Raw genomic sequence first — 24,809 nt, 5'->3', positions numbered from 1 at the left:
CAAAACTCTATGCCCGTCCTTTTTTACCCGCACATTACTGGGGATTCCCCAGCGCCTTGGCGGGGTTTCGAATTTTACAGTTCTTCATGCTCAAGCCGCTGTTCGGCATCGCTGACAATCGCTTCAAGTTCGGTCAGCATTTCTTCATAGCCCCATTCCTGAGGTGTTGAAGGCGCAGCGGTCGCAGCCTGCTCTTTTAGCGCAGCGGATTGCTTCGCTTTTCCTTTGTTTTTTTTCATATCATCCTTCCCGGACAGTCCTCACACCGGCAAATCTATCAGTAATGCCCGCAGCGGTGAATCTGCAACCAGCGTTACGTTAGCTTCGTCACGAATAAACGCGCCATCGCCACAGGTGAGGGTCTGTTTCTCATCGTTATGGGACACCGCATGTACGGTGCCGTGGATCGATTGCAGATAGGCGCGTGGCCCATGAAGCTGGAACGACAGGCGCTCACCCTCACAGAGTTCGATATGGTGTAGCCAGACCTGCTGGCGCAACTGCAAACTGTTGTCGCTACCATCCGGCGTCGCTAACAGTTGGGTTGCCTGGGGCAGGATTTCCACTTTTTGGATCAGCGGGTTTTCCCGTTCCGGGCAGGCGTCCAGCCAGAGCTGCATCCGCGTCAGTGGCTGGTCTTTGCTGAGGTTGTGCTCGCTATAGCTGACGCCCGGCTGGGTGGACAGCAGCAGCGCTTCTCCGGTGGAGGCGCGAACGTGGTTGCCCTCGCTGTCACGGTATTCCGCCTCGCCTTCCAGAATGATATTCAGAATATCGACCTTCGGGAAAGTACGCGGCTGGAAGGACGCGCCCGGTGCCAGAACCTCCTGGTTAAGCACCCGCAGGGAGGCATAACCCAGTAATTTTGGATCGAAGTAGTGCCCAAAGGAGAAGGTGTAGCGAGCTTGCAGCCAACCATAGTCAGCTTGCCCGCACTGTTTGGCTGTTCTCGTCGTAATCATAATTCTTGACCTCTCTTTACCAGCTTTTATGTTAAGGCTCTGGACGCTGCATTGTTAGCCAGTTAATCTGCTGGGTATGTTCAAATTTCCTGAATGAGCACCCGATGGCTAAAGAAAGAGCACTGACGCTTGAAGCGTTACGCGTCATGGACGCAATCGACCGGCGCGGCAGCTTTGCCGCCGCAGCGGATGAACTGGGGCGAGTTCCATCCGCGCTCAGCTACACCATGCAGAAGCTGGAAGAGGAGCTGGACGTGGTGCTTTTTGACCGCTCCGGGCACCGCACCAAATTCACCAATGTGGGGCGTATGTTGCTGGAGCGCGGGCGCGTACTACTGGAAGCCGCCGATAAGCTCACCACCGATGCCGAAGCGCTGGCGCGTGGGTGGGAAACCCATCTCACCCTCGTCACCGAGGCGCTGGTGCCCACCTCCGCGCTGTTTCCGTTAGTGGATAAACTGGCAGATAAAGCTAATACCCAGCTTTCCATTATTACTGAAGTTCTGGCGGGTGCCTGGGAGCGGCTGGAGCAAGGGCGGGCTGATATCGTTATCGCGCCGGATATGCACTTCCGTTCGTCCTCTGAAATCAACTCCCGCAAGCTCTACAGCCTGATGAACGTTTACGTCGCCGCGCCGGATCACCCGATTCATCAGGAGCCGGAGCCGCTTTCTGAAGTGACACGTGTGAAATACCGCGGCGTGGCGGTAGCGGATACCGCCCGCGAGCGCCCGGTGTTAACGGTGCAACTATTGGATAAGCAGCCGCGTTTGACAGTCAGTTCTATCGAAGATAAAAGAAACGCGCTGCTGGCGGGAATGGGCGTGGCGACCATGCCGTATCCGCTGGTTGAAAAAGATATCGCGGAAGGGCGATTGCGCGTAGTAAGCCCGGAATCGACCCATGAAATCGACATCATTATGGCCTGGCGGCGCGACAGTATGGGGGAGGCGAAAGCCTGGTGTCTGCGCGAGATCCCCAAACTGTTCGCCCACCTGCGTAACTAACTGAAGAAGATGGCCGCACTGCGGCCATTAGATTTCGCGAATCGGATCGGGACCGAAACGGTTTTCACCCGGCGTGCCGCGCTGGCAGTTGAAGATGAAAATCACGACCCAGCCAATAACCGGAATTAACAGCAGCAGTAACCACCATGCGGAGCGGTCGGTGTCGTGCAAGCGGCGGAACTGCACCGCCCACCAGGGCAGGAACACCAACAGCCCGTAAATACCCGCCAGATATCCCTGGCCGCTGGCCGTTTGCCAACCGAGAATACTGTCCACAATGCTCAATACGGTTGTTAAAATGACGTTGACCAGCACGAACATCCAGTATTCCTTGCGACGCGCGCGGCCACCAAAACCCACATAGTTACGAATAACTTTAAAATACCAATCCATTTGTTCTGCGCCTCTTTCAGCAATAATCACTTGTTTTGTAAGCGATCACTTCAAGAATAGACGTGAATGAATGAGTGGTAAATATTCTCCGAGTCAATAGAAAGGCATCCCGAAGGATGCCCTGAAGTTTTAGCGGAAGCGCTCATCGCGCCCGTGGGGCTCGCTTAAGTCCTGCTCCGGCCCGATAGAAATGATCCCGGTGGGGTTAATCGTCTTATGGCTGCGGTAGTAATGATTGCGGATATGGGCCAAATTGACCGTTTCAGCGATGCCTGGCATCTGGTAAATATCGCGCAGGAATCCGTACAGGTTCAGGTAATCGCTGATGCGGTATTTATCGCATTTAAAGTGGGTCACATACACCGGATCGAAGCGCACTAACGTGGTCCACAAGCGAATATCGGCTTCGGTGAGCTGGTTGCCGGTCAGGTAACGATGGCGGCCTAAAATCTGCTCCAGCCGTTCCAGATGGCTAAAGACATTCTCCACTGCTTCATCGTAGGCCTGCTGGCTGGTGGCGAACCCGGCTTTATACACGCCGTTATTCACGTTGTCGTAAATCCAGCCGTTCAGCTCATCGATTTTCTCGCGCAGTTCTGGCGGATAGTAATCGCCGGCACGTGCACCGTGAGCGTCGAAGGCGCTGTTCAGCATGCGGATAATCTCCGCCGACTCGTTGCTGACGATGGTTTCATTTTTCTTATCCCACAACACCGGCACCGTCACGCGGCCTGAGTAGTGTGGATCGGCATGGAGATAAAGCTGGTATAAAAATTGATGATCGTAGAGCGTGTCGCCCGTCGCATCCGGGAAGTCTTTTCCAAACGTCCAGCCGTTTTCCAGCATCAGCGGATGCACAACGGAGACGGAAATAAACGACTCCAGCCCTTTTAAACTGCGCATGAGAAGCGTGCGGTGCGCCCAGGGGCAGGCAAGGGAAACATAAAGATGGTAACGATCTTTCTCTGCGGCGAAACCACCCTTGCCGTTGGGGCCCGGCGCGCCATCAGCGGTCAGCCAATTGCGGAACGCGGATTCTGAACGTTTAAAACGTCCGCCCGTTGAGGCTGTGTCATACCAGGTATCGTGCCAGACGCCGTCAACCAGTTGTCCCATTTTACTCCTCCTCGGAATGGAAAAAGCGAGGAACAACCTCGCTTTTTTTTAATTCAGTATAGTTGGCTTACCACTTTTTATTCAGCACTCGGTCGATGCTGATAGCGCCAGGACCTGTGATGGTTAGCAGCAGGAAGCCGCCAGCAATGGTTAGGTTTTTCATAAACATCAGCGAATTCACGCCTTCGGCAAAGTTGCTGTGGAACAGGAAAGCCGTCAGCAGCGTAAAGACAGCGGTGATAATTGCGGTGGTACGGGTCAGGAAGCCAAACAGAATTGCCAGACCGCCGCCAAACTCAAGCAGGATCACCAGCGGCAGCATAAAGCCCGGAACGCCCATCGCTTCCATGTATTGCTGAGTCCCAGCGTACCCGGAGATTTTGCCCCAGCCAGCGGTGATAAACAGGATTGGCATCAGGATGCGTGCGATTAAAATTCCACTATCTTCAAATTTTTTCATTTTATTCTCCGAATTTTTAGTGTGCGGTTAGCTGGCGTTAAGCCGTAATTATTTTGATTTTTCCACTGGTTAGTGGGATTCGAAACTGATAGAGAGGATAGTAAGCGTGGCAGGAAAGAATTGTTAGCGAGAATATCTGCCATAAATGTTCAAATTTTTTGATGAGCGGGGGCAGGCGAAATGAATAGCGAAGATGATTTTTTAAAAACTTAAACCATCATTTACATATATTAATTTTATTAATTAATTTATGGAATATATAATGGTGAACAATAAAAAGATTACTTAACAACTAAATAGATGCTTTATATGAATAGTGTGTAAAAAAAGGCAGTTTTTGCCATTTGCACCGATAGGATATAACTATAAAATCATTCACTCTGATTGTTATGAGTAATTGATATTTTACAGAATAATAAGAAATAAGAATAAATTTAAGTGTAAGTTATTTTAAATCCTGCATGCATAGAGGATGAATTCAGATATTAAGACTTTTTAATATAAGAATAGCTAAACTCTTTTTGCTTATTGATGTGTCGATGAAGAGCGAAATATTGTTTATATTTGGACGCGAATCGTAGCCTCATTCGATAGGAACAGTGATGTTAGATTATCACTATCAATCGTTAATGGTTATTCAAATAGATGAATCATCTGAATGTTAAACTCGTCATTCATTGTCTAACGTTTAGTTAACTTTTATCTTTTTTATGAATGTTATTAACGGTAAATATGACGTTAATAAGATATTTCTTTTAACTGGAGATAAGTAAATGAAAAAGGCATTTTTAGCCTTGGTTCTGGCTGGTGTGACGGGTAATGCGATGGCAGCTGGCACTGCCGATTTGACGGTAAAAGGCGTACTGATCAACGCTGCGTGCTCGCCATCCCTCGACAAGAATGAAGTTAACTTTGGTAACATTCCGGTGGGTAACTTGGACAAAACAAATACTAACCAACTGGGCTCAAAAGACGTCATTCTGACTATTACTTGTGATAACACAATGGTAATGGGCTGGACCACATTGGATGGCCATGCTGACTCCCTTCAGCCTCTAACGTTAACCAAAGCAGCTGCTGATGATAGCGACGTAAGTGAGGCCACTACAGAATACGGCCTGGGTAAAGCGGGCGAAGTGAAATTAGGTTCTTATTCTATCGTAGCGAAAACGACAGGCGTAACCTATGACGGAACAGCGGGAGACCTGTTGGAAGTTGATAACGTGGGCCATGGCAATACCACCCTGTGGACGAAAAGCACGAAAGGCGTAACCAAGCCGGGCATTCGTACCTTTACCGCTAGCGTTACCGGTGAGACTGCGCCGAAAGCCTTTAAAGTAGGTGTATTCCCGCTGAAAGTCACCGCTGCAGTACAGGACACCGATACCCTGAAAATTACCGAAGATACCAATCTGGATGGTCTGGCGACGATTTCTCTGAGCTATATCTAAATTTGCTCGTTAGTAATGAAATAACGTTGCGGCCAGAGGTAGCGACTGCTTATTTTGGGCTGACCATCGGAAGTCTGTTATTTTATTGCAAGTCGGCGTTGTATTTAGCCTCTCAGCATTAACATCAGAAAATAGGTTTGCTTATAAAGTGGTTGCCTGTTGGCGTTGGCAAACGGTGCGCAGGCAGCAAACTTAACTGCTTAAAATTCAACGGAAAAGTAGGTAATTGGGCATGCACGGCACGTTGGGTGGTATCTGCTATTGATGTGGCAAGTAATAAATTAGATGGAAATCCCCGCAATTTTACTGCCGATTAAAAGGATAAAATTGCTCCGCTTCCCGAAAAATTATTTTTATCTTCTGTGAGTTACCGCATCTTTTTTGGGTAATGATACGTTGGCAATTACTGATAATACCAATTTTGATGGGTTAGCTACTATTTTTGGTTTATATGTAATTAAGTGAGGCATCTGTTTTTACGCCTTTGCGTTCCGCCGTTAAGAGCAGGTGAAAATATGTTTAAAAAATCCGCGACATGTCTTTTAGGCTTTTTAATGATGGCTGGCAGTGCCTTTTCCAGCGATAGCGTAGATTTAAAAATCTCTGCGCTTTTTGAAAGCGGAGCCTGTACGCCTTCCTTAAGTAACGGAGGCGAAGCTAACTTTGGAGACATACCATTTGGCACATTAAGTAAAACGCAAGAAAACCAACTGGGTTCACGCTTTTTAACACTCACCATCGCGTGTACACAAATGATGCCGGTTGGTTGGACAGTAACGGATAATAAAAAAGAAAGTCTCCAGGCATTAACTATTAAAGCGCCGAAATATAACAATGAAGATCTTAACGATGCGAGTTATGAGTTTGGGCTCGGTAAAACTGCTGCTGGGGTCAAGTTAGGTGCATACGCAATTTATACTGATATAAATAATGTCATGGCGGATGGCATTAAAGTTAACGTGGTGAGTCGTTATGGAGGTGGTAATTGGTACGACTCAGGTGCTGGTGAAATCAAAGATGATCCAACCTTTACAATAACCGCCTCTATATTGGTATCGGACGCTTATGTACCCGTTGCCGCTAAAACCTTTACTTGGCCTTTAAAGGTGACAGCAGCCGTTCAGAGCGCTCATACGTTAAACCTAAGCGATACTACATCGCTGGATGGTTCCACAACGATTTCATTGGTTTACCTGTAAAATACACACATGGTAAATAATCCAACCTCAATGGTGTCTGTGATGTATAAATTTGCTAAATAAATCATTCAGTAACGGGTGATAGTGTCTGCCATTCTATTAAATAACTATAGGCGCATGCCAGAATTGGCGCTTAGCTAACATTATTGGATAGGTAAATTATGAAACTGAAAAAAAATGCATTGTTATTGGCGATCACGGTTATTGGGTTTAGCCATGGCAGTGTTTCACTGGCGGCAGGGATGGTCCCGGAAACATCTTTATTGATTATTAATGAGTCGGACGAAGGTGGCAGCATCAATATAAAAAACACCGATCCGAAAGCCGCCCTGCTTTATACCAATGTCGTCGATCTTGCCGATGATAAAGGCATTCATTTGATGGTAACGCAGCCGGTAGTGCGTGTTGAAGGCAGCCAGACCCAGCACTTACGTTTTATTATGAAAAGCGATGCGCCATTAACTGTTGAACACCTCAAGCGCGTGACATTTGAAGGAATACCGCAGAAAACGCCGGGTAAAAATAAAGTTGGTTTTAATATTCGCCAGGATATTCCAGTACTAATTCATCCGGCAAATTTACCGGTGGTGAAAGACGCCTGGACATTACTGAGCTGGAGTGCCTCGGGTAAGCAAATTACCGTTAAAAATCCCAGCCCATACGTGGTTCGTCTGGCTCCGCAGGTTGAATTGCTGCCATCCCATGCTGGCGCTGAGCTGTCTAAAACATATATTCTGCCGGGCGAAACGTTAACTGCACAAGTCGCGAAAGGAGCTTCAGGAAATACCCAAATTAAATTTACTCCAGCCAGCCGCTACGGGATTCAGGTGGATAGCTATACCGCATCGTTAACAGCTCAGTAATATTTGATTTCTCCTATAAAAATGAATAATCGCATTAAGCGGATCTCCATACTGATTTGTCTTTGCCTGGCTCCGGTGGCGCTATACAGCTTCCCGGCGTTTAGCCAGGATGCGCAATTTGATATGGATATTTTAAAAACTCGCGGGCTGGACGCTTCGCTTGGCGATTATTTTGCAGATGCTTCTAAATTTATGCCTGGCCGCCAGCCCGTGTCCTTAATTGTCAATGGCAATGAAAAGGGACAGGTGACGGCGCGCTTCGGTAAAGAAGGCGAGCTGTGCGTGGACCAGGCATTTTTGCAACGAGCGGGATTACAGGTTCCTTTTTCACTGCGTGTTGAGAAACCGGATGAAACCGAGTGCTACGACTATAAAAAGAATTACCCTACTACAACGGTAAACGCACTGCCTGGAGAGGAGAAGCTTTCTCTCGTTGTGCCGCAAGAAGCCCTAACAAATGATGTCATCTTTCCGGCAGACGTCACGCATGGCGGTACTGCCGGGCTGCTCAACTATTCATTAATCTCGTCGCAGTCCAGTTATGGCGGGTCGACAAGCCGCTACGATCAGCTGTCTCTGGAAGATGGCATCAACATCCGTGACTGGTTGCTGCGCAGCAGTCAGATGATGACGCGTATGGATGGCGAGGCCAATAGCGACGCGCTCTACACTTACGTGCAGCATACCTTTGAAGGCATAAAGTCGCAGATGCAGGCGGGGCAGATTAACGTCAGCAATACGCTTTTTTCCGGTGCGGCAATTAACGGTGTGCAGTTTTTTCCGGAAAGTGGCCTGGTAGATAGCGGCGGCAGTGGCGTTACCGTCACGGGTATCGCCAGTTCGCCTCAGGCGCGTGTCGAAGTGAAACAGGCTGGGCGTCTGGTTTATTCCACCCTGGTGCCTGCCGGACCTTTTACCCTGGAGAATGTACCGGTCTCCAGTCTTAGTCTTGCGCTGGATGTGACAGTCATCGAGACCGACGGCTCGCAAAGCCGCTACACCATTCCGGCAGATGCGTTGAGAAAAAATCATCTTTCCGCACCGCAAGGGTTGTCTGTGGCGATAGGTCGTACTCAAGATAAGGGCGATGATGGCAGGCAACCCAGGTTAGCTACCTTTTCTGACGGCTGGCGATTACGTCCTGAGTTGAATCTGAGCGCAGGCGCGATGATGGCTGACGACTATGAGGCAGTTGCCACCCAGGCGGATATTCAGCCCTTCAGCAACACCGTTCTCTCTGCCGTCCTACGCGGCTCTCGCGATGCGTACGGCGGTAATCAGGGTTATAGCGGCAACATTAATCTCAGCGTCAGTGCAGCGAAAAATCTGGCGTTTTCCGTCTCCGCCACCCGCTACTCTGCGGGGTACCGTGAACTCACTGATACGCTTGACGATGATTTCACGCAGTACACCGGGCAATACAGCGCAAATGCCTCCTGGGGCAATTCAACAGTGGGGGCGTTTTCACTGGGTTATAGCCTGAACCAGGGGGATCAAGGGAGCGATGATTCTCGTTACATGACCGCCTCATGGGGCAAGTCGTTCCATTGGGCCTCGGTATCGGTGAACTGGCAACGTCTTCTTAATCCGTCTGATAACAGCGATTACCGAAACAACACGAATTATGGCGACATGCTGTATGTCAACGTATCGGTGCCTTTAGGGAACCAGCGTTTGACGGGTTATACCCGTAAAACCGGCAACGAAACCCACAGTGGGTTAAGTACTTCCGGGAACATCGGGCGTAACACCTATTACACCGTCTCGACCGAGCATGATAACCAGGACAACCAAAATAGCTTCGATGGTGCGATCAGTAGCAATCTGCATTATACGCAACTGGGGCTGAGCGCCGGGGTTCAGGGAGCAGACAGTCGCAACAACAGCGTAACGCTGAATGGCGGCGTAGTGGCGCATAACAACGGCGTGACCTTCTCACCCTATGCGGTACAGGACACCTACGCCATCGCCAACCTTGGCGATCACGTGAGCGGCGTAGAAATTTCCACGCCGGATGGCCTGGTATGGACCGACCACTGGGGCCAGGCGGTTGTACCGTCACTGCCTGCTTACAAAGCGGCGCGCGTTGAAATGAACACCGATACATTGCCTAAAAACATTGACGTTGATAACGGCATTTCCGTTATGGCGGCAGGACATGGTTCCGTGAGTAACGTGAGTTTTAGTGTGCTCAAAGTACGCCGTGTAATGCTCAACGTCACGATGGCGAACGGCAGTCCATTGCCGAAAAACACTGCGCTGCTTGATGAAGAAGGCAACTACATTACGACAGCGGTAGATGATGGTCTGGTGTTCCTTAACGACGTAGAGCAGGTCAAGGCGCTATATATGGCGAACGATGAAGGCCAGCGCCAGTGCCGCATCGACTACCAGCTGGTGGAAAAACGTGACGTCAACGAACTCTACGAACAAACCAAAGGGGTATGTCAGTGAAACGATATCGTACCGGCCTGGCTTTGATGCTGCTGTTTAGCGGCCTCGCACAGGCGCAATGCCAGTTATCACTGTCACGCGCGGAAATTAACTACGGCAAAGTGCACGACAGCGACTATAGCGGGCAGCATAAACGCTGGAAGATCCTGAACGACCGAAATGTGCAAATGACCGCGATGTGTGACGGCCAGGTAAAAATGGCGATTTTTGCCCAGGGCGGCACACAGGATGACGGTTTTCGTTTTGGCGCTGACAGCATAATGCTGGTGACCGCCTCCAACGCCACGCTGGACGGGAAGCCGGTAATGCTTGGCAAAACCATTAGCCATGGGTCTTTTACGCTTAATGGCGCCGCCAGCGATAAAAAGCTGTTACAGGACAACGAAGGGCTGGTACCAGTCAGCGGTGAGCAAATCCTGGAAGGCCAGCAATTTTCCGTGATGCTCACCGTGCGTCCGGCGCTCAGTGAGCGTGATACGCAAGTCAGTGACAAAACAAAAACAGAAAGCGATCTGCATTTTAATGTGGAAACAGAGTAGTCACTGCATTGACAGCAACTGGCTCATGTTACCTTAACTCGAGGAAAGAAGATGAAAATTCATTTGTTAAGTATATTAGTTTTATGTGCGTTAACGAGCGTCGCCAATGCGGCCAACTCTGTTGATTTAAAAGTTACCGGGAAACTTAGCAGCGGCTCATGCGTGCCGACGTTAGAAAATGGCGGTATCGTTGATTTTGGTCATATTCCTCTTGGTAATTTAAGTAAAACAGAAACAAATCAGTTAGGACATAAGACGCAAAATTTAACGGTGACGTGTGATAATCCCATTGCGGTAGGTATTAGTATTACTGATAACCGCTCTGACTCCGCTATAGAAGGTATTGTGATCAATGATACCAATCCTGCCGGGTATGATTTAACGATAACCCGTGATGGTCTGGGATTAGGTAAGACTTCAGAGGGGGTAAATATCGGTACATATACTTTGTCAGTAGATGTAGCCAATTTAAAAAGTGATGGCGTTAAAGTTGATTTGTTGAGAAGCGATTATGGTGAGCCCTTTGAGAATTATACGACGGGTTTATTTAATCCCGCAGATCAGCGCATTCTTGCTACCGCAGCTGTAGGGCAGGATACTCCTTTAGCGGCAAAAGTGACTGTATATCCATTATGGATAATTGCAGCAATACAAGGTACCGATACACTGGCAATTACCGACCAGGCTAGCTTTGATGGTTCCGCCACGATTGCTCTTGTTTATATTTAAATAAGTACACGGAGCAGATGAGTAAAGTCATCTGCTCCGTTAATAACATTTCTAATCTAACGCGCCTGATCCTTCACCGTATTCTTCAACAGCTTCCACGCGCTCCATGCGGCAAACCCACGTTTCCCCCAGCGCAGCAGGAAATTCGGGTTTTTGATGGTCCAGATTGCGCCAACACTACTGCCGACCAGTAACCATGAACGCAGGCCTAATAACGTATGCCAGCCGCGATCGTAGGAGCCGGTGACCTCAAGCCAGTCGCGTCGGCTCGACGCGAGGTCGAGCCGCTGCTGGTGGACCTGGGTTATCAACATGGCTTTGCGCAATTCGCGTTCAGCCTTGTTCATGACTTATCCTCCTCCAGTAAATCACGATCGTTCGCCAGCTCTTTGCGTGTGTGGCGCAGCAGGGTGGATTTACGCGCTTTTCGCAACGTCATCAATCCCCCGATCAGCGCCAGCACCAGTAACACAGCGGTTGTCGCAATCATGGCGTTCAGACGGTATTGCGGATCGATAGCCCAGATAATCAGTACCATCAGGCTCATCAACCCAAATGCCGCGAACAGCATGGTCATGCCGAGCATCAGAAGAATTTGAACCAGGTTCGCTTTTTCTTCTTCCAGCTCGACGACCGCCAGGCGCACACGCGTTTCCACCATTTCGACAATAATGGTGATAATGCGCTGTCCGATGCCGAGAACGCCTTTACCCGGCCCTTGAGGTTGACGATACTCTGCCATATTAACGACGCGACAGAAGTACGCCCAGTACGACACCGACTGCCGCACCAATACCTACGCCAGTCCATGGATTGTCACGAACGTAATCGTCGGCACGTGCCGCCGCTACGCGGGTTTGTTCTGCAATGGCGTCGCCGGTTTCGCCCAGGCGATAACGGCTCTCTTTCAGCGCGCGTTCGGCTTTGCCACGTAATTTGCTCAACTCTTCTTTCGATTTGTCGCTGGATGAGCTCAACACTTCTTCAAGCGTATCAGCCAGCGATTTCAACTCTGCGCGCAAATGATCGGTATTATCTTTTGACATAGTTCTTCTCTCCAGTGAGTGAGGTTAACGCTCAGTAATCGCGAGCCTTCAAAGCCTTTAAATCCTGTTCAGCTTCTTTCAGTTTCCGCTCGCGTTTAGAAATCTTTTCTCGGTCGCCGCTTTGCTGCGCTTCATGTAATTCAGCGCGACGTTCAGAAATCTCAGCTTGTTGTTCGGAAATTTTCTGCTGATGCTTAGCGCGTAAATCGCTGTCGGAACAGTTAGCGCGAACCTCACTTAACGCTTTGTTCAGACCCTTGATGCGATTTTGATTGTTATGCTTTTCGGCATAGCTAATTTCTCGAAGGATTTCCTGTTCCTTCTCCTGGCATAACGAGGCGGCTTGCGCAGCGGTCGTTGAGAAAAGGATACATGCCAGGATAGTGCGGTATTTCATTGATAAACCTTCCATTGTGATGCAGCAAAACGCTGCATGTTCCAGATTATTAACGGCGCGGGTGAAGTGGATTGCGCTTACTAAGCATAGTAAGTAATGACGCAAACCCCAAAGAAACTGAAAAGATTCAGAATCCTGGAAGTCTTAACCTAAGTGGCGGGATTCGCTACGAAGACGGGATAACCAGCTGGAAGCCAGGTTGTCTTCTTCCTGTTGTGCGATGCTAAAGCCATGCGGCAGCGAGCGGTAAAGCACCTCTTTGGCGGCTTCGCTCTGCGCGCTGGAATCGAATTTAATCAACAGGATATCGTCCTGGGGCGTAATGCTTTTGAAGCGGATGCCGTTGGCATCAAGATGGTGCCAGACGGAAAAGCCGTCTGGAATGGCGACGCCCTGCGCCGTGGCGCGGATTTCCAGCGTCGACTCGGTATTACGCAGCGCGGAAAGCGCCACGCAGAGTGAGATCAGCGCCAGGACTCCACCTGTAGCAAAGGTGAGCCTGGTCCACCGTTTTTGTCGCATCCTTTTAACCTCGATTTCCGTATTTTTTCTTCCATAACACCACTAACGATCCCACCAGACCAAATACCAGCAGTACCACCGGCAGCAGCATCAGACAGCTCATCAGCGCGTCCTCATACTTTAAAAACACCGGCGTTTTGCCCAGCAGGTAGCCAAGCGTGGTGAGAATCAACACCCACAACAACCCGCTCATCCAGTTGAAGAACTGGAAGCGCGCGTTATTCAGCCCGGAAAGCCCGGCGATGGTGGGCAGCAGCGTGCGCACAAACGCGATAAAACGACCAATCAGCAGCGCGGATAAACCGTGCTTATGAAACAGGTGATGGGCGCGCTGGTGATAATGCGCGGGCAAATGGGAAAGCCAGTTTTGCACAATCCGCGTATTGCCAAGCCATCGCCCCTGAATATAGCTGAGCCAACATCCGAGGCTTGCCGCCGCGGTAAGGAGCAAAATGGTTTGCGGAAAGCCCATCGTCCCTTTGGCAATCAGCACGCCCACCAGCACAAGTAAACTGTCTCCCGGCAGGAACGCGGCAGGTAACAAGCCATTTTCCAGAAACAGAATCATAAACAGCACAAAGTACAACATACCCACCATGGAGGGGTTGGACAGCGTCTCGAAGTCCTGGCTCCACAGCGCGTTTAACAGTTGGGTAAACAGTTCCATTCAATTTTCCTGGCACATCGGTTAAAGCCAAAGGTTTTATAAAGGAAACAGCATCGTGGACGTTGTGATTATTAATTGGGTGGCCACATCAAGCTATGCATTCATCGCACCTGCACTATTCCCTGTCAGGTTGGCAAAGTGAGTGGGTACTTACACTGTAGCCAAGAATTGCGTCTAATTGTAACAAAGCGCAGCGCATTGCGTCAGAAAATTTGCGCGTTGTTGACGATTGATTTTGCTGACTGGGGGAGGCGCTGGCGAGGGTATTTACAAACGCTGACACTATACATGGTTTGCTTACCCTCACCGGGAGAATAGAGATTATTTTACGCTATTGGCGGCAGTGTCCAGATGAACCACAGGATTTTCAGCGAATAGATAGCGATCGGCATTAAATTCAAAGTCATCACTGGTTTCGTTAAACAACATTTGTTTGGTGTTTTCGAGGTGCTGCCACATGGCTAATTTCGCCGCGTGGGAGTCTTTACGAATCAGTGCTTTTAGGATTTTGTCATGGTCGTCGCACCAGTTATCTACGGTGCGGGCGTCGATATGCTCGTGCAGTTTCTTCCAGTACGGGTTATAGACGCGCTGGGTCCACATCTTTTCGACAATCGCCGCCAGGGCGCTGTTCTGGGTTGCCAGAGCAACCTGAACGTGAAATTGCAAATCCCATTCGGAATCGCGGAAGCATTTCTCGTTGCGCGCTTTATCCTGGATTTCCATCAATTTCATGATGTCTTGCTTGGTCACCTGCGTCGCCGCGAATTCAGCAATATTACTTTCGATCAGCTGGCGCGCCTGCAACAGCTCAAACGGACCATAACTGGCGAACTCAAACTGCTGTTCATCCGGCATCGTATGGTATTTGGCCTGATTAGAAATCACGTGAATGCCCGAACCTTTGCGGACCTCAACGTAGCCTTCCACTTCAAGCATGATAATGGCTTCACGAACCACAGTGCGGCTCACGTTTTTTTCATCAGCAATAAAGCGCTCGGCAGGTAATTTATCACCCACCAGATAAACGCCTTGCTCGATACGGCTTTTCAGCTCAGCCGCGAGCTGCTGATAAAGTCGGCGAGATTCTGTGATTTCCATATGCAACTCCGAAATGAACTGCGGGACAACATTGATTTGTTATACCACTTTTACGGCAAACGCTCCACTTGCGGGATCAAAAAAGCCGCCCTGGAGGGCGGCTGTGAGTCAATTTAGTGACGCCGGTTAATGTTGCGCGGCGGGTTTAGGGTCGGGAGCCTGCTTTTGCAATTCCGCCATCGGTTTGTTTTGCAACAGCGTCCAGATAGCGACCGCGCCTAACAGGTCGAATATCGCCAGTACCGCGAACAGCGGGCTGAAGCCGAGGGTGTCAGCCAGCGCGCCCACAACCAGAGCAAACATGGTGCTCGCGGTCCAGGCCGCCATACCGGTCAGGCCGTTTGCGGTTGCCACTTCGTTACGACCGAATACGTCTGAAGACAGGGTAATCAGCGCGCCAGACAGAGACTGGTGAGCGAAACCACCGACGCACAGCAGCGCAATGGCCACATACGGGCTGGTGAACAGGCCGATCATACCTGGGCCAATCATCAGCACGGCGCCCATGGTTACGACCATTTTACGGGAGACGATCAGGTTAACGCCAAACCAGCGCTGGAACAGCGGCGGCAGATAACCCCCCACGATGCAACCGAGGTCAGCGAACAGCATTGGCATCCAGGCGAACATCGCGATTTCTTTTAGGTTAAAGCCGTAGACTTTAAACATGAACAGCGGGATCCAGGCGTTAAACGTACCCCAGGCCGGTTCTGCCAGGAAACGCGGTAGCGCGATACCCCAGAACTGACGGTTACGAATGATCTGCCACGGAGACATCTTCTTGCCGTTGTCTTTCTGGTGCTGTGCTTCCTGGCCGCCAATGATGTAGTCGCGTTCTTCTTCCGTTAGTTTTTTCTGATCGCGCGGGTGTTTGTAGAAAATCAGCCAGGCCATCGCCCAGGCGAAGCTCAGGACGCCGGAGATAATGAACGCCATCTGCCAGCTGTGCATCACGATTGCCCAGACCACCAGCGGCGGCGCAATCATCGCACCAATCGAAGAACCGACGTTGAAGTAACCAACGGCGATAGAACGTTCTTTAGCCGGGAACCACTCAGAGGCAGCTTTCAGGCCAGCCGGGATCATCGCGGCTTCTGCTGCGCCTACTGCGCCACGGGCCAGCGCCAGGCCGCCCCAGCTGCCTGCCAGCGCGGTTGCGCCACAGAAAACAGCCCACAGGACCGCAAACATCGCGTAGCCGACTTTGGTGCCCAGTACGTCAAGGACGTAGCCTGCGACCGGCTGCATGATGGTGTAAGCCGCGGAATACGCAGCGATAATATAAGAATACTGCTGGGTGGAAATATGTAACTCTTCCATCAGCGTCGGCGCAGCCGCCGCCACGGTGTTACGAGTCAGGTAACCCAGTATGGTGCCTAAGGTGACCAGGGCGATCATGTACCAACGTAGCCCTTTGATTTTACGCATGTGAAAACCTCATTGTTTTGAAATCCACCGTATCTACACGGTCACCTGCCAGACCAATTACGGCAGGTGTCGAAAACTGAAACGGCGGCGTTATCAGGGTCTAGCTGAAACGTTCCGTTCCTTGCCATAGAAAGTGTTTGTGGGGCAATTCGGTATCCGTACCGGTAAAGTCGCGTTTCACCTTGAGGCTGTTTTTGCGACGGCTGCAAAGATAACTTGTCATACAGCTTTAAAAGTTGAGAGCCATCACAAAAGTGCTTTTCTCTATAGGGTTATTAACAAGGCCCTGGAAGGCCAGTGCTGGCGCGGCTTTACCCGGGATTTACTCCTAAAGTGGTGGACTTTTTGTTAGCGTTTATTGATCTTGCTCACTAAATAATTCTCTGTGACTAGAAATTGGTGTGATAACTTTGTCAGCATAGTTGGACGCATCTGGTTCACTCGCTCAGAGGAAGCTCACAATGACCCCGTTCATGACCGAAGATTTCTTGTTAGACACTGAATTCGCCCGCCGTCTGTATCATGATTACGCCAAAGACGAGCCGATTTTCGACTATCACTGCCACCTCCCGCCGCAGCAAATCGCCGAAAACTACCGCTTTAAAAACCTGTATGACATCTGGTTGAAAGGCGACCACTACAAATGGCGTGCGATGCGCACCAACGGCGTGGCTGAACGCCTGTGTACCGGCGATGCCAGCGATCGCGAGAAATTCGACGCATGGGCGGCCACGGTTCCTCACACCATCGGCAACCCGCTGTACCACTGGACCCATCTGGAACTGCGCCGTCCATTTGGTGTAACAGGTAAACTACTATCGCCGAAAACTGCCGATGAGATCTGGAACCAGTGCAATGAACTGCTGGCGCAGGATCAATTCTCCGCACGCGGCATCATGCAGCAGATGAATGTGAAAATGGTCGGCACCACTGACGATCCGGTGGATTCGCTGGAACACCACGCTACCGTGGCGAAAGACAGCAGCTTCAGCGTTAAAGTGCTGCCGAGCTGGCGCCCGGATAAAGCCTTCAACATTGAGCAGGCCACCTTTAACGATTACATGGCCAAACTGGCCGAAGTCTCTGATACCGATATCCGCCGCTTTGCCGATCTGCAAACCGCGCTGACCAAACGTCTGGACCACTTCGCCGCGCACGGCTGTAAAGTCTCCGACCACGCGCTGGATGTGGTGCTGTTCGCAGAATCTAACGAAAGCGAACTCGACAGCATTCTGGCTCGCCGCCTGGCGGGTGAAAGCCTGTCTGAACATGAAGTCGCGCAGTTTAAAACTGCCGTGCTGGTCTGGCTGGGTGCGGAATATGCCCGTCGCGGTTGGGTACAGCAGTACCACATCGGCGCGCTGCGCAATAACAACCTGCGTCAATTCAAACTGTTGGGGCCGGACGTCGGTTTTGACTCCATCAACGATCGTCCGATGGCGGAAGAGCTGTCCAAACTGCTCAGCAAGCAGAACGAAGAAAACCTGCTGCCGAAAACCATCCTGTACTGCCTGAACCCGCGCGATAACGAAGTGCTGGGCACCATGATTGGTAACTTCCAGGGCGAAGGGATGCCGGGCAAGATGCAGTTCGGTTCCGGCTGGTGGTTTAACGATCAGAAAGACGGTATGGAACGTCAGATGACCCAACTGGCGCAGCTCGGTTTGCTGAGCCGCTTTGTAGGCATGCTGACCGACAGCCGCAGCTTCCTGTCTTATACCCGTCACGAGTATTTCCGCCGCATTCTGTGCCAGATGATTGGCCGCTGGGTGCAGGCAGGCGAAGCGCCGGCGGATATCGAACTGCTGGGCGAGATGGTGAAAAACATCTGCTTTAACAATGCGCGTGACTACTTCGCCATTGAACTGAACTAATTAAGGCCGTTTGAGGTTGATATGCAATACATCAGGATCCATTCGCAAGATAACGTCGCGGTTGCGCTGACCGACCTGGCAGAAGGCAGCATCGTCACCCTTGAAGGGGTTACGCTAACGCTTCCACAGGCGGTAGCGCGTGGACATAAGTTCGCCATCAGCCCGATTGCGAAAGGTGAGAACGTTATTAAATATGGATTGCCGATTGGCCATGCTCTGAGCGATGTTGCGCCAGGCGAGCACATCCATTCCCATAACGCGCGCACCAATCTGAGCGATCTGGATACCTATCGCTATCAACCGGATCTGCAAACGCTGGAACAGCAGGCCGCGGATCGCGACGTTAATATCTACCGCCGCGCCAACGGCGAGGTTGGGGTCCGCAATGAGTTGTGGATCCTGCCGACCGTAGGCTGCGTAAACGGGATTGCCCGTCAGATCCAGAGCCGTTTCCTGAAAGAAACCCACGATGCCGAAGGCACCGACGGCGTATTCCTGTTCAGCCATACCTACGGCTGCTCACAGCTGGGCGACGATCACGTCAATACCCGCACCATGTTGCAGAACATGGTGCGCCACCCCAACGCGGGTGCGGTGCTGGTGATTGGCCTGGGCTGCGAAAACAACCAGGTTGATGCGTTCCGCGAAACCCTGGGCGACTTCGATCCTGAGCGGGTGCATTTCATGGTTTGCCAGCATCAGGATGACGAAGTGGAAGCCGGTCTGGAGCATCTGCATGCGCTGTATGAAGTGATGCGCCACGACCAGCGCCAGCCGGGCAAACTGAGCGAACTGAAGTTTGGTCTGGAGTGCGGCGGTTCTGACGGCTTGTCCGGTATTACCGCTAACCCGATGCTGGGCCGTTTCTCCGACTATATGATCGCCAACGGCGGCACCACGGTGCTGACTGAAGTGCCGGAAATGTTTGGCGCTGAACAACTGCTGATGAGCCATTGCCGCGATGAAGCGACGTTTGAAAAAACCGTCACCATGGTGAACGACTTCAAACAGTACTTTATCGCCCACAATCAGCCGATTTACGAAAATCCGTCGCCGGGCAACAAAGCGGGCGGGATCACCACTCTGGAAGAGAAATCGCTGGGCTGTACCCAGAAAGCGGGGGAAAGCCAGGTGGTGGACGTGCTGCGCTACGGCGAACGTCTGACCCAGCATGGCCTGAACCTGCTGAGCGCGCCGGGCAACGATGCCGTCGCTACCAGCGCGCTGGCCGGTGCCGGTTGCCATATGGTGCTGTTCAGCACCGGGCGCGGTACGCCTTACGGCGGTTTTGTGCCGACGGTAAAAATTGCGACCAACAGCGAACTGGCGAAGAAAAAACCGCACTGGATTGACTTCGACGCCGGGCAACTTCTGCATGGACAGACCATGCCGCAACTGTTGAACCAATTTATCGACACCATTGTCGAGTTTGCTAACGGCAAGCAGACCTGCAATGAACGTAATGATTTCAGAGAACTGGCAATCTTTAAGAGTGGCGTGACATTATAATCTGTGGACTCCTGAGTTCATTTACCCCCGGCGCTCCGTTAACGAGCGCCGTTTTTTTTATGATTTTAAGGACAGAGAATGACCGCGTATTGGCTGGCCCAGGGCGTTGGCGTCCTGGCTTTTGCGATTGGTATAACGACGTTTATTAATCGCGATGAAAAACGCTTCAAACTGCAACTCTCGCTGTACAGCTTTATTATCGGCTGCCATTTCTTCCTGATGGGCGCGGCACCAGCCGGGATGAGCGCAGTGCTAAACGCCTTTCGCACCGTGGTTTCGCTGCGCACCCGCAGTCTGTGGGTGATGTCGATTTTTATCGTTCTGACGTTGTCTCTTGGCCTTGCCAAACTTCACCACCCGATGGAGCTGCTGCCGATTGTCGGCACCGTCGCCAGTACCTGGGCGCTGTTTCGCTGCAAAGGTTTAACCGTGCGTTGCGTGATGTGGTGCTCCACGGCCTGCTGGGTCAGCCACAATATCTGGCTGGGCTCAATTGGCGGCTCGCTGATTGAAGGGAGTTTTTTGGTAATGAACGGCCTGAATATCATTCGCTTCTGGCGGATGCAAAAGCGCGGTATCGATCCGTTTAAAATCGAAAAAGAGCGTATGCAGAAGGAGTAAAGGGCGGGCGCAAGGCCCGCCGCTGAGGATTAACTGCGGATTGCGTTATCCGCTAAACGTTGGTCTTCCGCCTGGCAGACTGCGGCGGTGAAGATAACATCTGTTGAGGAGTTTAGCGCGGTTTCGCAGGAATCCTGCAATACGCCGATGATAAAGCCGACCGCGACCACCTGCATGGCGATTTCGTTCGGGATACCAAACATATTACAGGCCAGCGGGATCAGTAGCAGTGAGCCGCCCGCCACGCCGGATGCACCGCAGGCGCACAGCGATGCCACCACGCTCAGCAGCAATGCGGTCGGGATGTCCATTGCAATACCCAGCGTATTCACCGCCGCCAGGGTCAGCACGGTAATGGTGATAGCCGCGCCCGCCATGTTGATGGTTGCACCCAGCGGGATCGACACCGAATAGGTATCGCGGTCCAGGTTCATCTTCTCGCACATCGCCATGTTCACCGGAATGTTGGCGGCAGAGCTGCGGGTGAAAAAGGCGGTAACGCCGCTTTCACGCAGGCAAGCCAGCACCAGCGGATAGGGATTGCGGCGGATTTTGTACCAAACGATCAGCGGGTTGATGACAAACGCCACCAGGAACATACAGCCAATCAGTACCACCAGCAGCTGCGCATAGCCCCACAGGGTTGCGAAGCCGGTTTCCGCCAGAGTGGACGCCACCAGGCCAAAAATACCAATCGGCGCGAAGCGAATCACCAGCGTTACCATAAAGGTCACCGCGTCGGACACGTCGTTGAGCAGGTTTTTGGTGGTGTCGTTACCGTGACGCAATGCGAAGCCGAGGCCCACAGCCCAGACCAGGATGCCGATATAGTTGGCGTTAAGCAGCGCGTCAATTGGGTTGGATACCATGCTCATCAGCAGGCCACGCATCACTTCCACAATGCCGGAAGGCGGCGTGATTTCCGTCGCGCCGGTGGTGAGGTGCAGCGTTGACGGGAAGGCGAAGCTGAACAGCACTGCCGTCAGGGCTGCGGCGAACGTCCCGATCAGATACAAAAACAGAATAGGGCGAATATTGGTTTTTTGACCCTGGCGGTGGTTGGCGATAGACGCCATCACCAGAACCAGTACCAGCACCGGCGCAACGGCTTTTAACGCGCCGACGAATAACGTCCCCAGCAGACCTGCCGCTATTGCCGCGTCTTTTGAAACTAACGCCAGCAGAATGCCGAGAACTAAGCCGACAAGGATTTGTTTAACCAGACTGCCGCCCGCAAGACGGCGCAACAACCCTGGTTGAGATTGCGTGCTCATAGATATTCCTTCAGATGTGATGTGGTTCCATCCCGCGTCAATATTATTAAAAGCTTTGTGACCGGATGTAACAGATGTTTGCATGGATGAGTATAGGGATTTGCCGTGCGAGAGGAAGGGGATAGTGCTGTTTTTTCCGAATCGCTCCAGTTTTTTAACTTTAAAATAACAATCATGTGACATTAATAGCACTTCTGATTCAGGTGATATTGCAAAGCCAAAATGGCTGGCTATAGCGTGACGTTCTGGCGTTTGGCGGTGACGCGTTACAGGTGACTTGCCTGTGGCGCAGGTAGCGGAATTTTCGTGAAGGGTAACGGCGTATACACAGGCGTTTTTGGCGCTACGTGGCGGCGAACGATGTCTACCATCCCTTTGAGATCGAGCCCTGGAATGATCCGCACATCATCAGGCTTGTTGCCGAAGAAATTCTCCCAGTGGCCAATCAGCACCATGCGGGGTTTCGTGAAATCCAGCAGGGCCGCGGGATAGTGATAAACCTGATGCCAGGAACCGGCGCACAGTATCTCCACGTCGATGCGTTTACCGTCTGGCTCCCGGGGTGGGAACCCCCATGGTGGCGTGGCGGCGGAATCCTGATAGTGAATGCGGTACACCGGTTTTTTCTGGTCATCCAGCAGGTCTACCAGCCACGCCACAGGCGTGCCAAGCCGCCAGTCCCGGACGTTATTCAGCGGTTCAGTAGGGGGCGATTCATAAATACCGGGCAGCAAATCCACCCCGAAAATATGCCCGGCATGCATGCTGCGGATGGGTTTTGCACGAATATAGCCGCTGTCAGAGTAAATCCATTTTCCGCTATCGCCAGGGCGCGACATATCGGGTACAGAGGCAATCTGTGCTAACACATTATGTAAACGCGACAGGCGTTGCGGATCGTCACGGAACTGATATTGCAGGATATTCACCACCGTTTCCGAACCATAAATCTTTGCGTTGGGCGCCTGGTTCTTTATCACGTCAGACACATCCAGTAAGTGATCGTAATGGGCATGGCCCACCAGCAGCATCGAGACAAAACGGGCGTCCGGCATCATTTGCTGAATTTTCACCGGATCGCTTTTCACCTTAACCGGCGGGAGCCCGGTTATGCCCGCCAGCGCCGGATTGGTGAATGACGGCGCAAAAAGTACGCCTTCGCCATGCCAGGGGAGCAACCAGCCACCGACACCGAGATAGTGTAACGCCGGCTCGGCGGCGTCTTTGCCCGACCAGAGCTGATGCGCGCCCACCTGCGGCTTAGATAAACAGCCGCACAGTAGTAGCGCCAAAACCAGCCACAGGTAGCGCATAGCCAACTCTTACGGCCAGGGCGTGAGTGTAATGATTTCAGGGCGGCTATTTTTATCGCCGTTCCGTTTCGCCACGGGGATCGGGTTTCCGCCCGTGTCGAAAAACTGCACTTTCATTTGCTGTTTGTCCGCATCAATATCGATTCGGGCAAAATTATTATTTTGGGTATAGCCCCAGGATTGATAATTCATGGTGCCCAATGCCGTTCCCGGCTGAGGGTTACTTAACAGCGTCTCATAAATATCGAAGCTGTCATTTTCCACTATGGAATCACGAACATATTTTGCCGTTTCGCCGTTAATAAACGTATAAGGCCAGTAAAACGGCGAAGAGGTAATCGACCAGGCATGAATTTTTTCTCCGGCGATGCCGTTAATTTCAATTTCGCACAGGTTAGTGCAATGAATATCGCCAGAGAGAAAAATAACATTTTCAATCTGATGCTTAAGAAGGGTCTTTAACACCTGATTGCGCGTTTGTGGAAAGGCGGTCCAGGTATCGCTGTTATCTTTATTCCTGCGCGCCCGGAAATCATCCCCGGCGGTAGCGATTTCGTTAGGGACAAATACGCCGGAAGAGACGATAAATTTAGGGCGGTTACCATAATCCTTCTGCATATGAATCAACCATGCACATAGCCTGTCCAACTGGCTGGGTTCCGTTGGATGTTTTGAGGGCAATCCCAACAGATGGTTGTTGTTAATATTGTTGTCGTCGCGCTGGTTGGCGTCGTTTTTGTAACGCGTGGTGCGCGTATCCAGTACAAAGAAAGGGTAACCGCCGCAGTTGAAATCGTAGAACAAACGCGGCACATCCATCTCGGCCAGATATTTTTCACTGCCGATGAGCTTATCTTTGCGCTGATGAATATAGCTGTCCGGAAAGCGCGGACCGTGGATCCACTGATAACTCATATAAGCGCTAATGGCGCAGTTGAATAAATCGCAACTATTGCTGAAGAAGCCGGGTAGATAATGGGTTTTGTTCACCCGATCCTGAGTCCAGTTATCTTCTATTTCATGATCGTCAAGGATCATATAAGTAGGGATATGTGAGGTTAAACGGCGGAAATTCAGGCTTTTATAGTTTTCGTGATAGGCCTCTTCAAACTCTTTATACGTGTCTGCTTTAAATGCCGGGACATAAACCGATGCCGAGTCGGCATAAATCTGATCGCCAACCATTAAGACAAAATTAGCGTCAGCATGTTGTTCATACATGGCTTTGAAAATAAGGTCAGATTCCTTTTTCTTGTAAAAAGGCACCCCGTTAAACCAGTTATTGCGACAGGAGCCAAACAGAAATTTAATCGGCTGCGCGGCGGTTGGTTTGGGCTGCGTGGTAAAGTCGGCGGTCACATATTGCGCATTAAGTGTTTCATCATTTAATTGATCTGCCCAGACTCGCGCCGGGGGAAGCGTTTTAACCACTTCTTCACTGGCGTCGCCGTCCATTTCCTCCGACGGCAGGCTGATTTCCAGATACGCCAAGCGAACCCGATAGCGCGTAGCGGGTTTCAACACAAAAGGCTTGAGTTTTTTCTGCTCGTCCTCATTGGCCCATAAATTCACATCCTTGCCCAGCGTATAAACGCCGGTACGGTGATACTGGCGGCGCAAGCGGAAGTACCAGATATTCTCCGCTGCCACTTTTCCATTCGCGCCCGCCACGCCAATCACCCCGACGGTGCGAATATTATTCGCGATGTCGTTTTCATCGTGGTTGGGGTAAGCGGCAATCCACAGGCGGCAGGCAGTATCGGTGGTATGCCCGATAATCGGGCCCAGCGCGGGTTTAAACAGTTTGCTCATTTTCTTACCCACCATTAAAGGCATGGCCGGTCAGGGTCACTATGGTGTGATTATAAAAGGTGCGGAAACAAG

Annotated in this window: 26 protein-coding genes; 10 read left to right on the top strand and 16 right to left on the bottom strand. The window is 51.2% G+C overall.

Annotation, left to right across the window (positions count from 1 at the left end; all coding sequences use genetic code 11):
• Positions 1-74 precede the first annotated feature (74 nt).
• Both RT120_RS20390 and RT120_RS20385 read right to left on the bottom strand, forming a co-directional pair.
• Positions 75-239, bottom strand: a complete 165-nt coding sequence (locus RT120_RS20390; protein WP_312985571.1) for a hypothetical protein — start codon at positions 237-239, stop codon at positions 75-77.
• Positions 240-260: 21 nt separating this feature from the next.
• Complete coding sequence (locus RT120_RS20385; protein ID WP_312985570.1) at positions 261-962, bottom strand: pirin family protein; 702 nt, start codon at positions 960-962, stop codon at positions 261-263.
• 104 nt (positions 963-1,066) lie between these two features.
• On the opposite strand from RT120_RS20385, the gene yhaJ reads away from it, so the two are divergent.
• Positions 1,067-1,969, top strand: a complete 903-nt coding sequence (gene yhaJ / locus RT120_RS20380) for a DNA-binding transcriptional regulator YhaJ (RefSeq protein ID WP_312985569.1) — start codon at positions 1,067-1,069, stop codon at positions 1,967-1,969.
• Between the two features lie 27 nt (positions 1,970-1,996).
• Here the strand turns inward: yhaJ and RT120_RS20375 are convergent, their stop codons facing one another.
• The 3 genes from RT120_RS20375 to RT120_RS20365 all read right to left on the bottom strand — a co-directional run bounded on the left by RT120_RS20375 (position 1,997) and on the right by RT120_RS20365 (position 3,938).
• Positions 1,997-2,362, bottom strand: coding sequence for a DUF805 domain-containing protein (locus tag RT120_RS20375; protein WP_312985568.1), 366 nt, complete (start codon positions 2,360-2,362; stop codon positions 1,997-1,999).
• A 129-nt stretch (positions 2,363-2,491) separates the two neighbouring features.
• Positions 2,492-3,478, bottom strand: coding sequence for a glutathione S-transferase family protein (locus RT120_RS20370; RefSeq protein WP_312985566.1), 987 nt, complete (start codon positions 3,476-3,478; stop codon positions 2,492-2,494).
• A gap of 67 nt (positions 3,479-3,545) precedes the next feature.
• Positions 3,546-3,938, bottom strand: coding sequence for a DoxX family protein (locus RT120_RS20365; RefSeq protein WP_312985564.1), 393 nt, complete (start codon positions 3,936-3,938; stop codon positions 3,546-3,548).
• 773 nt (positions 3,939-4,711) lie between these two features.
• On the opposite strand from RT120_RS20365, the gene RT120_RS20360 reads away from it, so the two are divergent.
• The 6 genes from RT120_RS20360 (at position 4,712) to RT120_RS20335 (ending at position 11,173) form a co-directional block, all read left to right on the top strand.
• Positions 4,712-5,389, top strand: coding sequence for a DUF1120 domain-containing protein (locus RT120_RS20360; protein WP_312985562.1), 678 nt, complete (start codon positions 4,712-4,714; stop codon positions 5,387-5,389).
• Positions 5,390-5,904: 515 nt separating this feature from the next.
• Positions 5,905-6,588, top strand: a complete 684-nt coding sequence (locus RT120_RS20355) for a DUF1120 domain-containing protein (RefSeq protein WP_312985560.1) — start codon at positions 5,905-5,907, stop codon at positions 6,586-6,588.
• A 161-nt stretch (positions 6,589-6,749) separates the two neighbouring features.
• A complete protein-coding gene (locus RT120_RS20350) occupies positions 6,750-7,451 on the top strand; it encodes a fimbria/pilus chaperone family protein (protein ID WP_312985558.1) in 702 nt (233 codons plus the stop codon).
• Between the two features lie 21 nt (positions 7,452-7,472).
• The gene (locus tag RT120_RS20345; RefSeq protein ID WP_312985556.1) at positions 7,473-9,905 is read left to right on the top strand and encodes a fimbrial biogenesis usher protein; all 2,433 of its coding nucleotides are present in this window, start codon (positions 7,473-7,475) and stop codon (positions 9,903-9,905) included.
• The gene (locus tag RT120_RS20340; RefSeq protein WP_409515072.1) at positions 9,896-10,444 is read left to right on the top strand and encodes a hypothetical protein; all 549 of its coding nucleotides are present in this window, start codon (positions 9,896-9,898) and stop codon (positions 10,442-10,444) included. The genes RT120_RS20345 and RT120_RS20340 overlap by 10 nt, the downstream gene beginning before the upstream one ends.
• Positions 10,445-10,495: 51 nt before the next feature.
• Positions 10,496-11,173 carry a DUF1120 domain-containing protein gene (locus RT120_RS20335; RefSeq protein WP_312985553.1) on the top strand — a complete coding sequence of 226 codons (678 nt, stop codon included), beginning with the start codon at positions 10,496-10,498 and terminating at the stop codon, positions 11,171-11,173.
• 56 nt (positions 11,174-11,229) lie between these two features.
• Here RT120_RS20335 and RT120_RS20330 read toward each other — a convergent pair whose 3' ends face one another.
• The 8 genes from RT120_RS20330 to RT120_RS20295 all read right to left on the bottom strand — a co-directional run bounded on the left by RT120_RS20330 (position 11,230) and on the right by RT120_RS20295 (position 16,334).
• Positions 11,230-11,520: a YqjK-like family protein gene (locus RT120_RS20330; RefSeq protein ID WP_312985551.1), complete on the bottom strand. Its 291-nt coding sequence runs from the start codon at positions 11,518-11,520 to the stop codon at positions 11,230-11,232.
• Positions 11,517-11,915, bottom strand: coding sequence for a phage holin family protein (locus RT120_RS20325; protein WP_002437598.1), 399 nt, complete (start codon positions 11,913-11,915; stop codon positions 11,517-11,519). Before RT120_RS20325 ends, RT120_RS20330 begins: the two co-directional genes overlap by 4 nt.
• A 1-nt stretch (position 11,916) precedes the next feature.
• Complete coding sequence (locus RT120_RS20320) at positions 11,917-12,219, bottom strand: YqjD family protein (protein WP_312985549.1); 303 nt, start codon at positions 12,217-12,219, stop codon at positions 11,917-11,919.
• A gap of 31 nt (positions 12,220-12,250) precedes the next feature.
• Complete coding sequence (locus tag RT120_RS20315) at positions 12,251-12,616, bottom strand: DUF1090 domain-containing protein (protein WP_312985547.1); 366 nt, start codon at positions 12,614-12,616, stop codon at positions 12,251-12,253.
• 144 nt (positions 12,617-12,760) lie between these two features.
• Positions 12,761-13,138 (bottom strand): EnvZ/OmpR regulon moderator MzrA, encoded by a 378-nt coding sequence (mzrA, locus tag RT120_RS20310; RefSeq protein WP_312985545.1) that lies wholly within the window; start codon positions 13,136-13,138, stop codon positions 12,761-12,763.
• A 4-nt stretch (positions 13,139-13,142) separates the two neighbouring features.
• Positions 13,143-13,805 (bottom strand): DedA family general envelope maintenance protein YqjA, encoded by a 663-nt coding sequence (gene yqjA, locus RT120_RS20305; protein WP_183169693.1) that lies wholly within the window; start codon positions 13,803-13,805, stop codon positions 13,143-13,145.
• 321 nt (positions 13,806-14,126) lie between these two features.
• The gene (gene exuR / locus RT120_RS20300) at positions 14,127-14,906 is read right to left on the bottom strand and encodes a transcriptional regulator ExuR (protein ID WP_312985543.1); all 780 of its coding nucleotides are present in this window, start codon (positions 14,904-14,906) and stop codon (positions 14,127-14,129) included.
• Positions 14,907-15,032: 126 nt separating this feature from the next.
• Complete coding sequence (locus RT120_RS20295; RefSeq protein ID WP_312985540.1) at positions 15,033-16,334, bottom strand: MFS transporter; 1,302 nt, start codon at positions 16,332-16,334, stop codon at positions 15,033-15,035.
• A gap of 461 nt (positions 16,335-16,795) precedes the next feature.
• Here RT120_RS20295 and uxaC point away from each other — a divergent pair, with 461 nt between their 5' ends.
• The 3 genes from uxaC (at position 16,796) to RT120_RS20280 (ending at position 20,338) form a co-directional block, all read left to right on the top strand.
• Positions 16,796-18,208 (top strand): glucuronate isomerase, encoded by a 1,413-nt coding sequence (gene uxaC, locus RT120_RS20290; RefSeq protein WP_312985535.1) that lies wholly within the window; start codon positions 16,796-16,798, stop codon positions 18,206-18,208.
• Positions 18,209-18,229: 21 nt separating this feature from the next.
• Positions 18,230-19,717 carry an altronate dehydratase family protein gene (locus RT120_RS20285; protein ID WP_312985531.1) on the top strand — a complete coding sequence of 496 codons (1,488 nt, stop codon included), beginning with the start codon at positions 18,230-18,232 and terminating at the stop codon, positions 19,715-19,717.
• Positions 19,718-19,795: 78 nt separating this feature from the next.
• On the top strand, positions 19,796-20,338 hold the full coding sequence (locus RT120_RS20280; RefSeq protein ID WP_312985529.1) for a YgjV family protein: 543 nt from the start codon (positions 19,796-19,798) through the stop codon (positions 20,336-20,338).
• Positions 20,339-20,367: 29 nt separating this feature from the next.
• On the opposite strand, the gene sstT is transcribed toward RT120_RS20280, so the two are convergent.
• From sstT to RT120_RS20265, 3 genes are all read right to left on the bottom strand, one after another.
• Positions 20,368-21,612, bottom strand: coding sequence for a serine/threonine transporter SstT (sstT, locus tag RT120_RS20275; protein WP_312985527.1), 1,245 nt, complete (start codon positions 21,610-21,612; stop codon positions 20,368-20,370).
• Between the two features lie 266 nt (positions 21,613-21,878).
• A complete protein-coding gene (locus RT120_RS20270; RefSeq protein WP_312985523.1) occupies positions 21,879-22,925 on the bottom strand; it encodes a hypothetical protein in 1,047 nt (348 codons plus the stop codon).
• Positions 22,926-22,934: 9 nt separating this feature from the next.
• On the bottom strand, positions 22,935-24,737 hold the full coding sequence (locus tag RT120_RS20265; RefSeq protein WP_312985520.1) for an alkaline phosphatase D family protein: 1,803 nt from the start codon (positions 24,735-24,737) through the stop codon (positions 22,935-22,937).
• Positions 24,738-24,809 lie beyond the last annotated feature (72 nt).

This window comes from Atlantibacter sp. (assembly GCF_032062175.1).
Classification (GTDB): domain Bacteria; phylum Pseudomonadota; class Gammaproteobacteria; order Enterobacterales; family Enterobacteriaceae; genus Atlantibacter.
The sequence above is the reverse complement of the archived record's forward strand: the minus strand, read 5'-3'. Positions and strand labels throughout refer to the sequence as shown.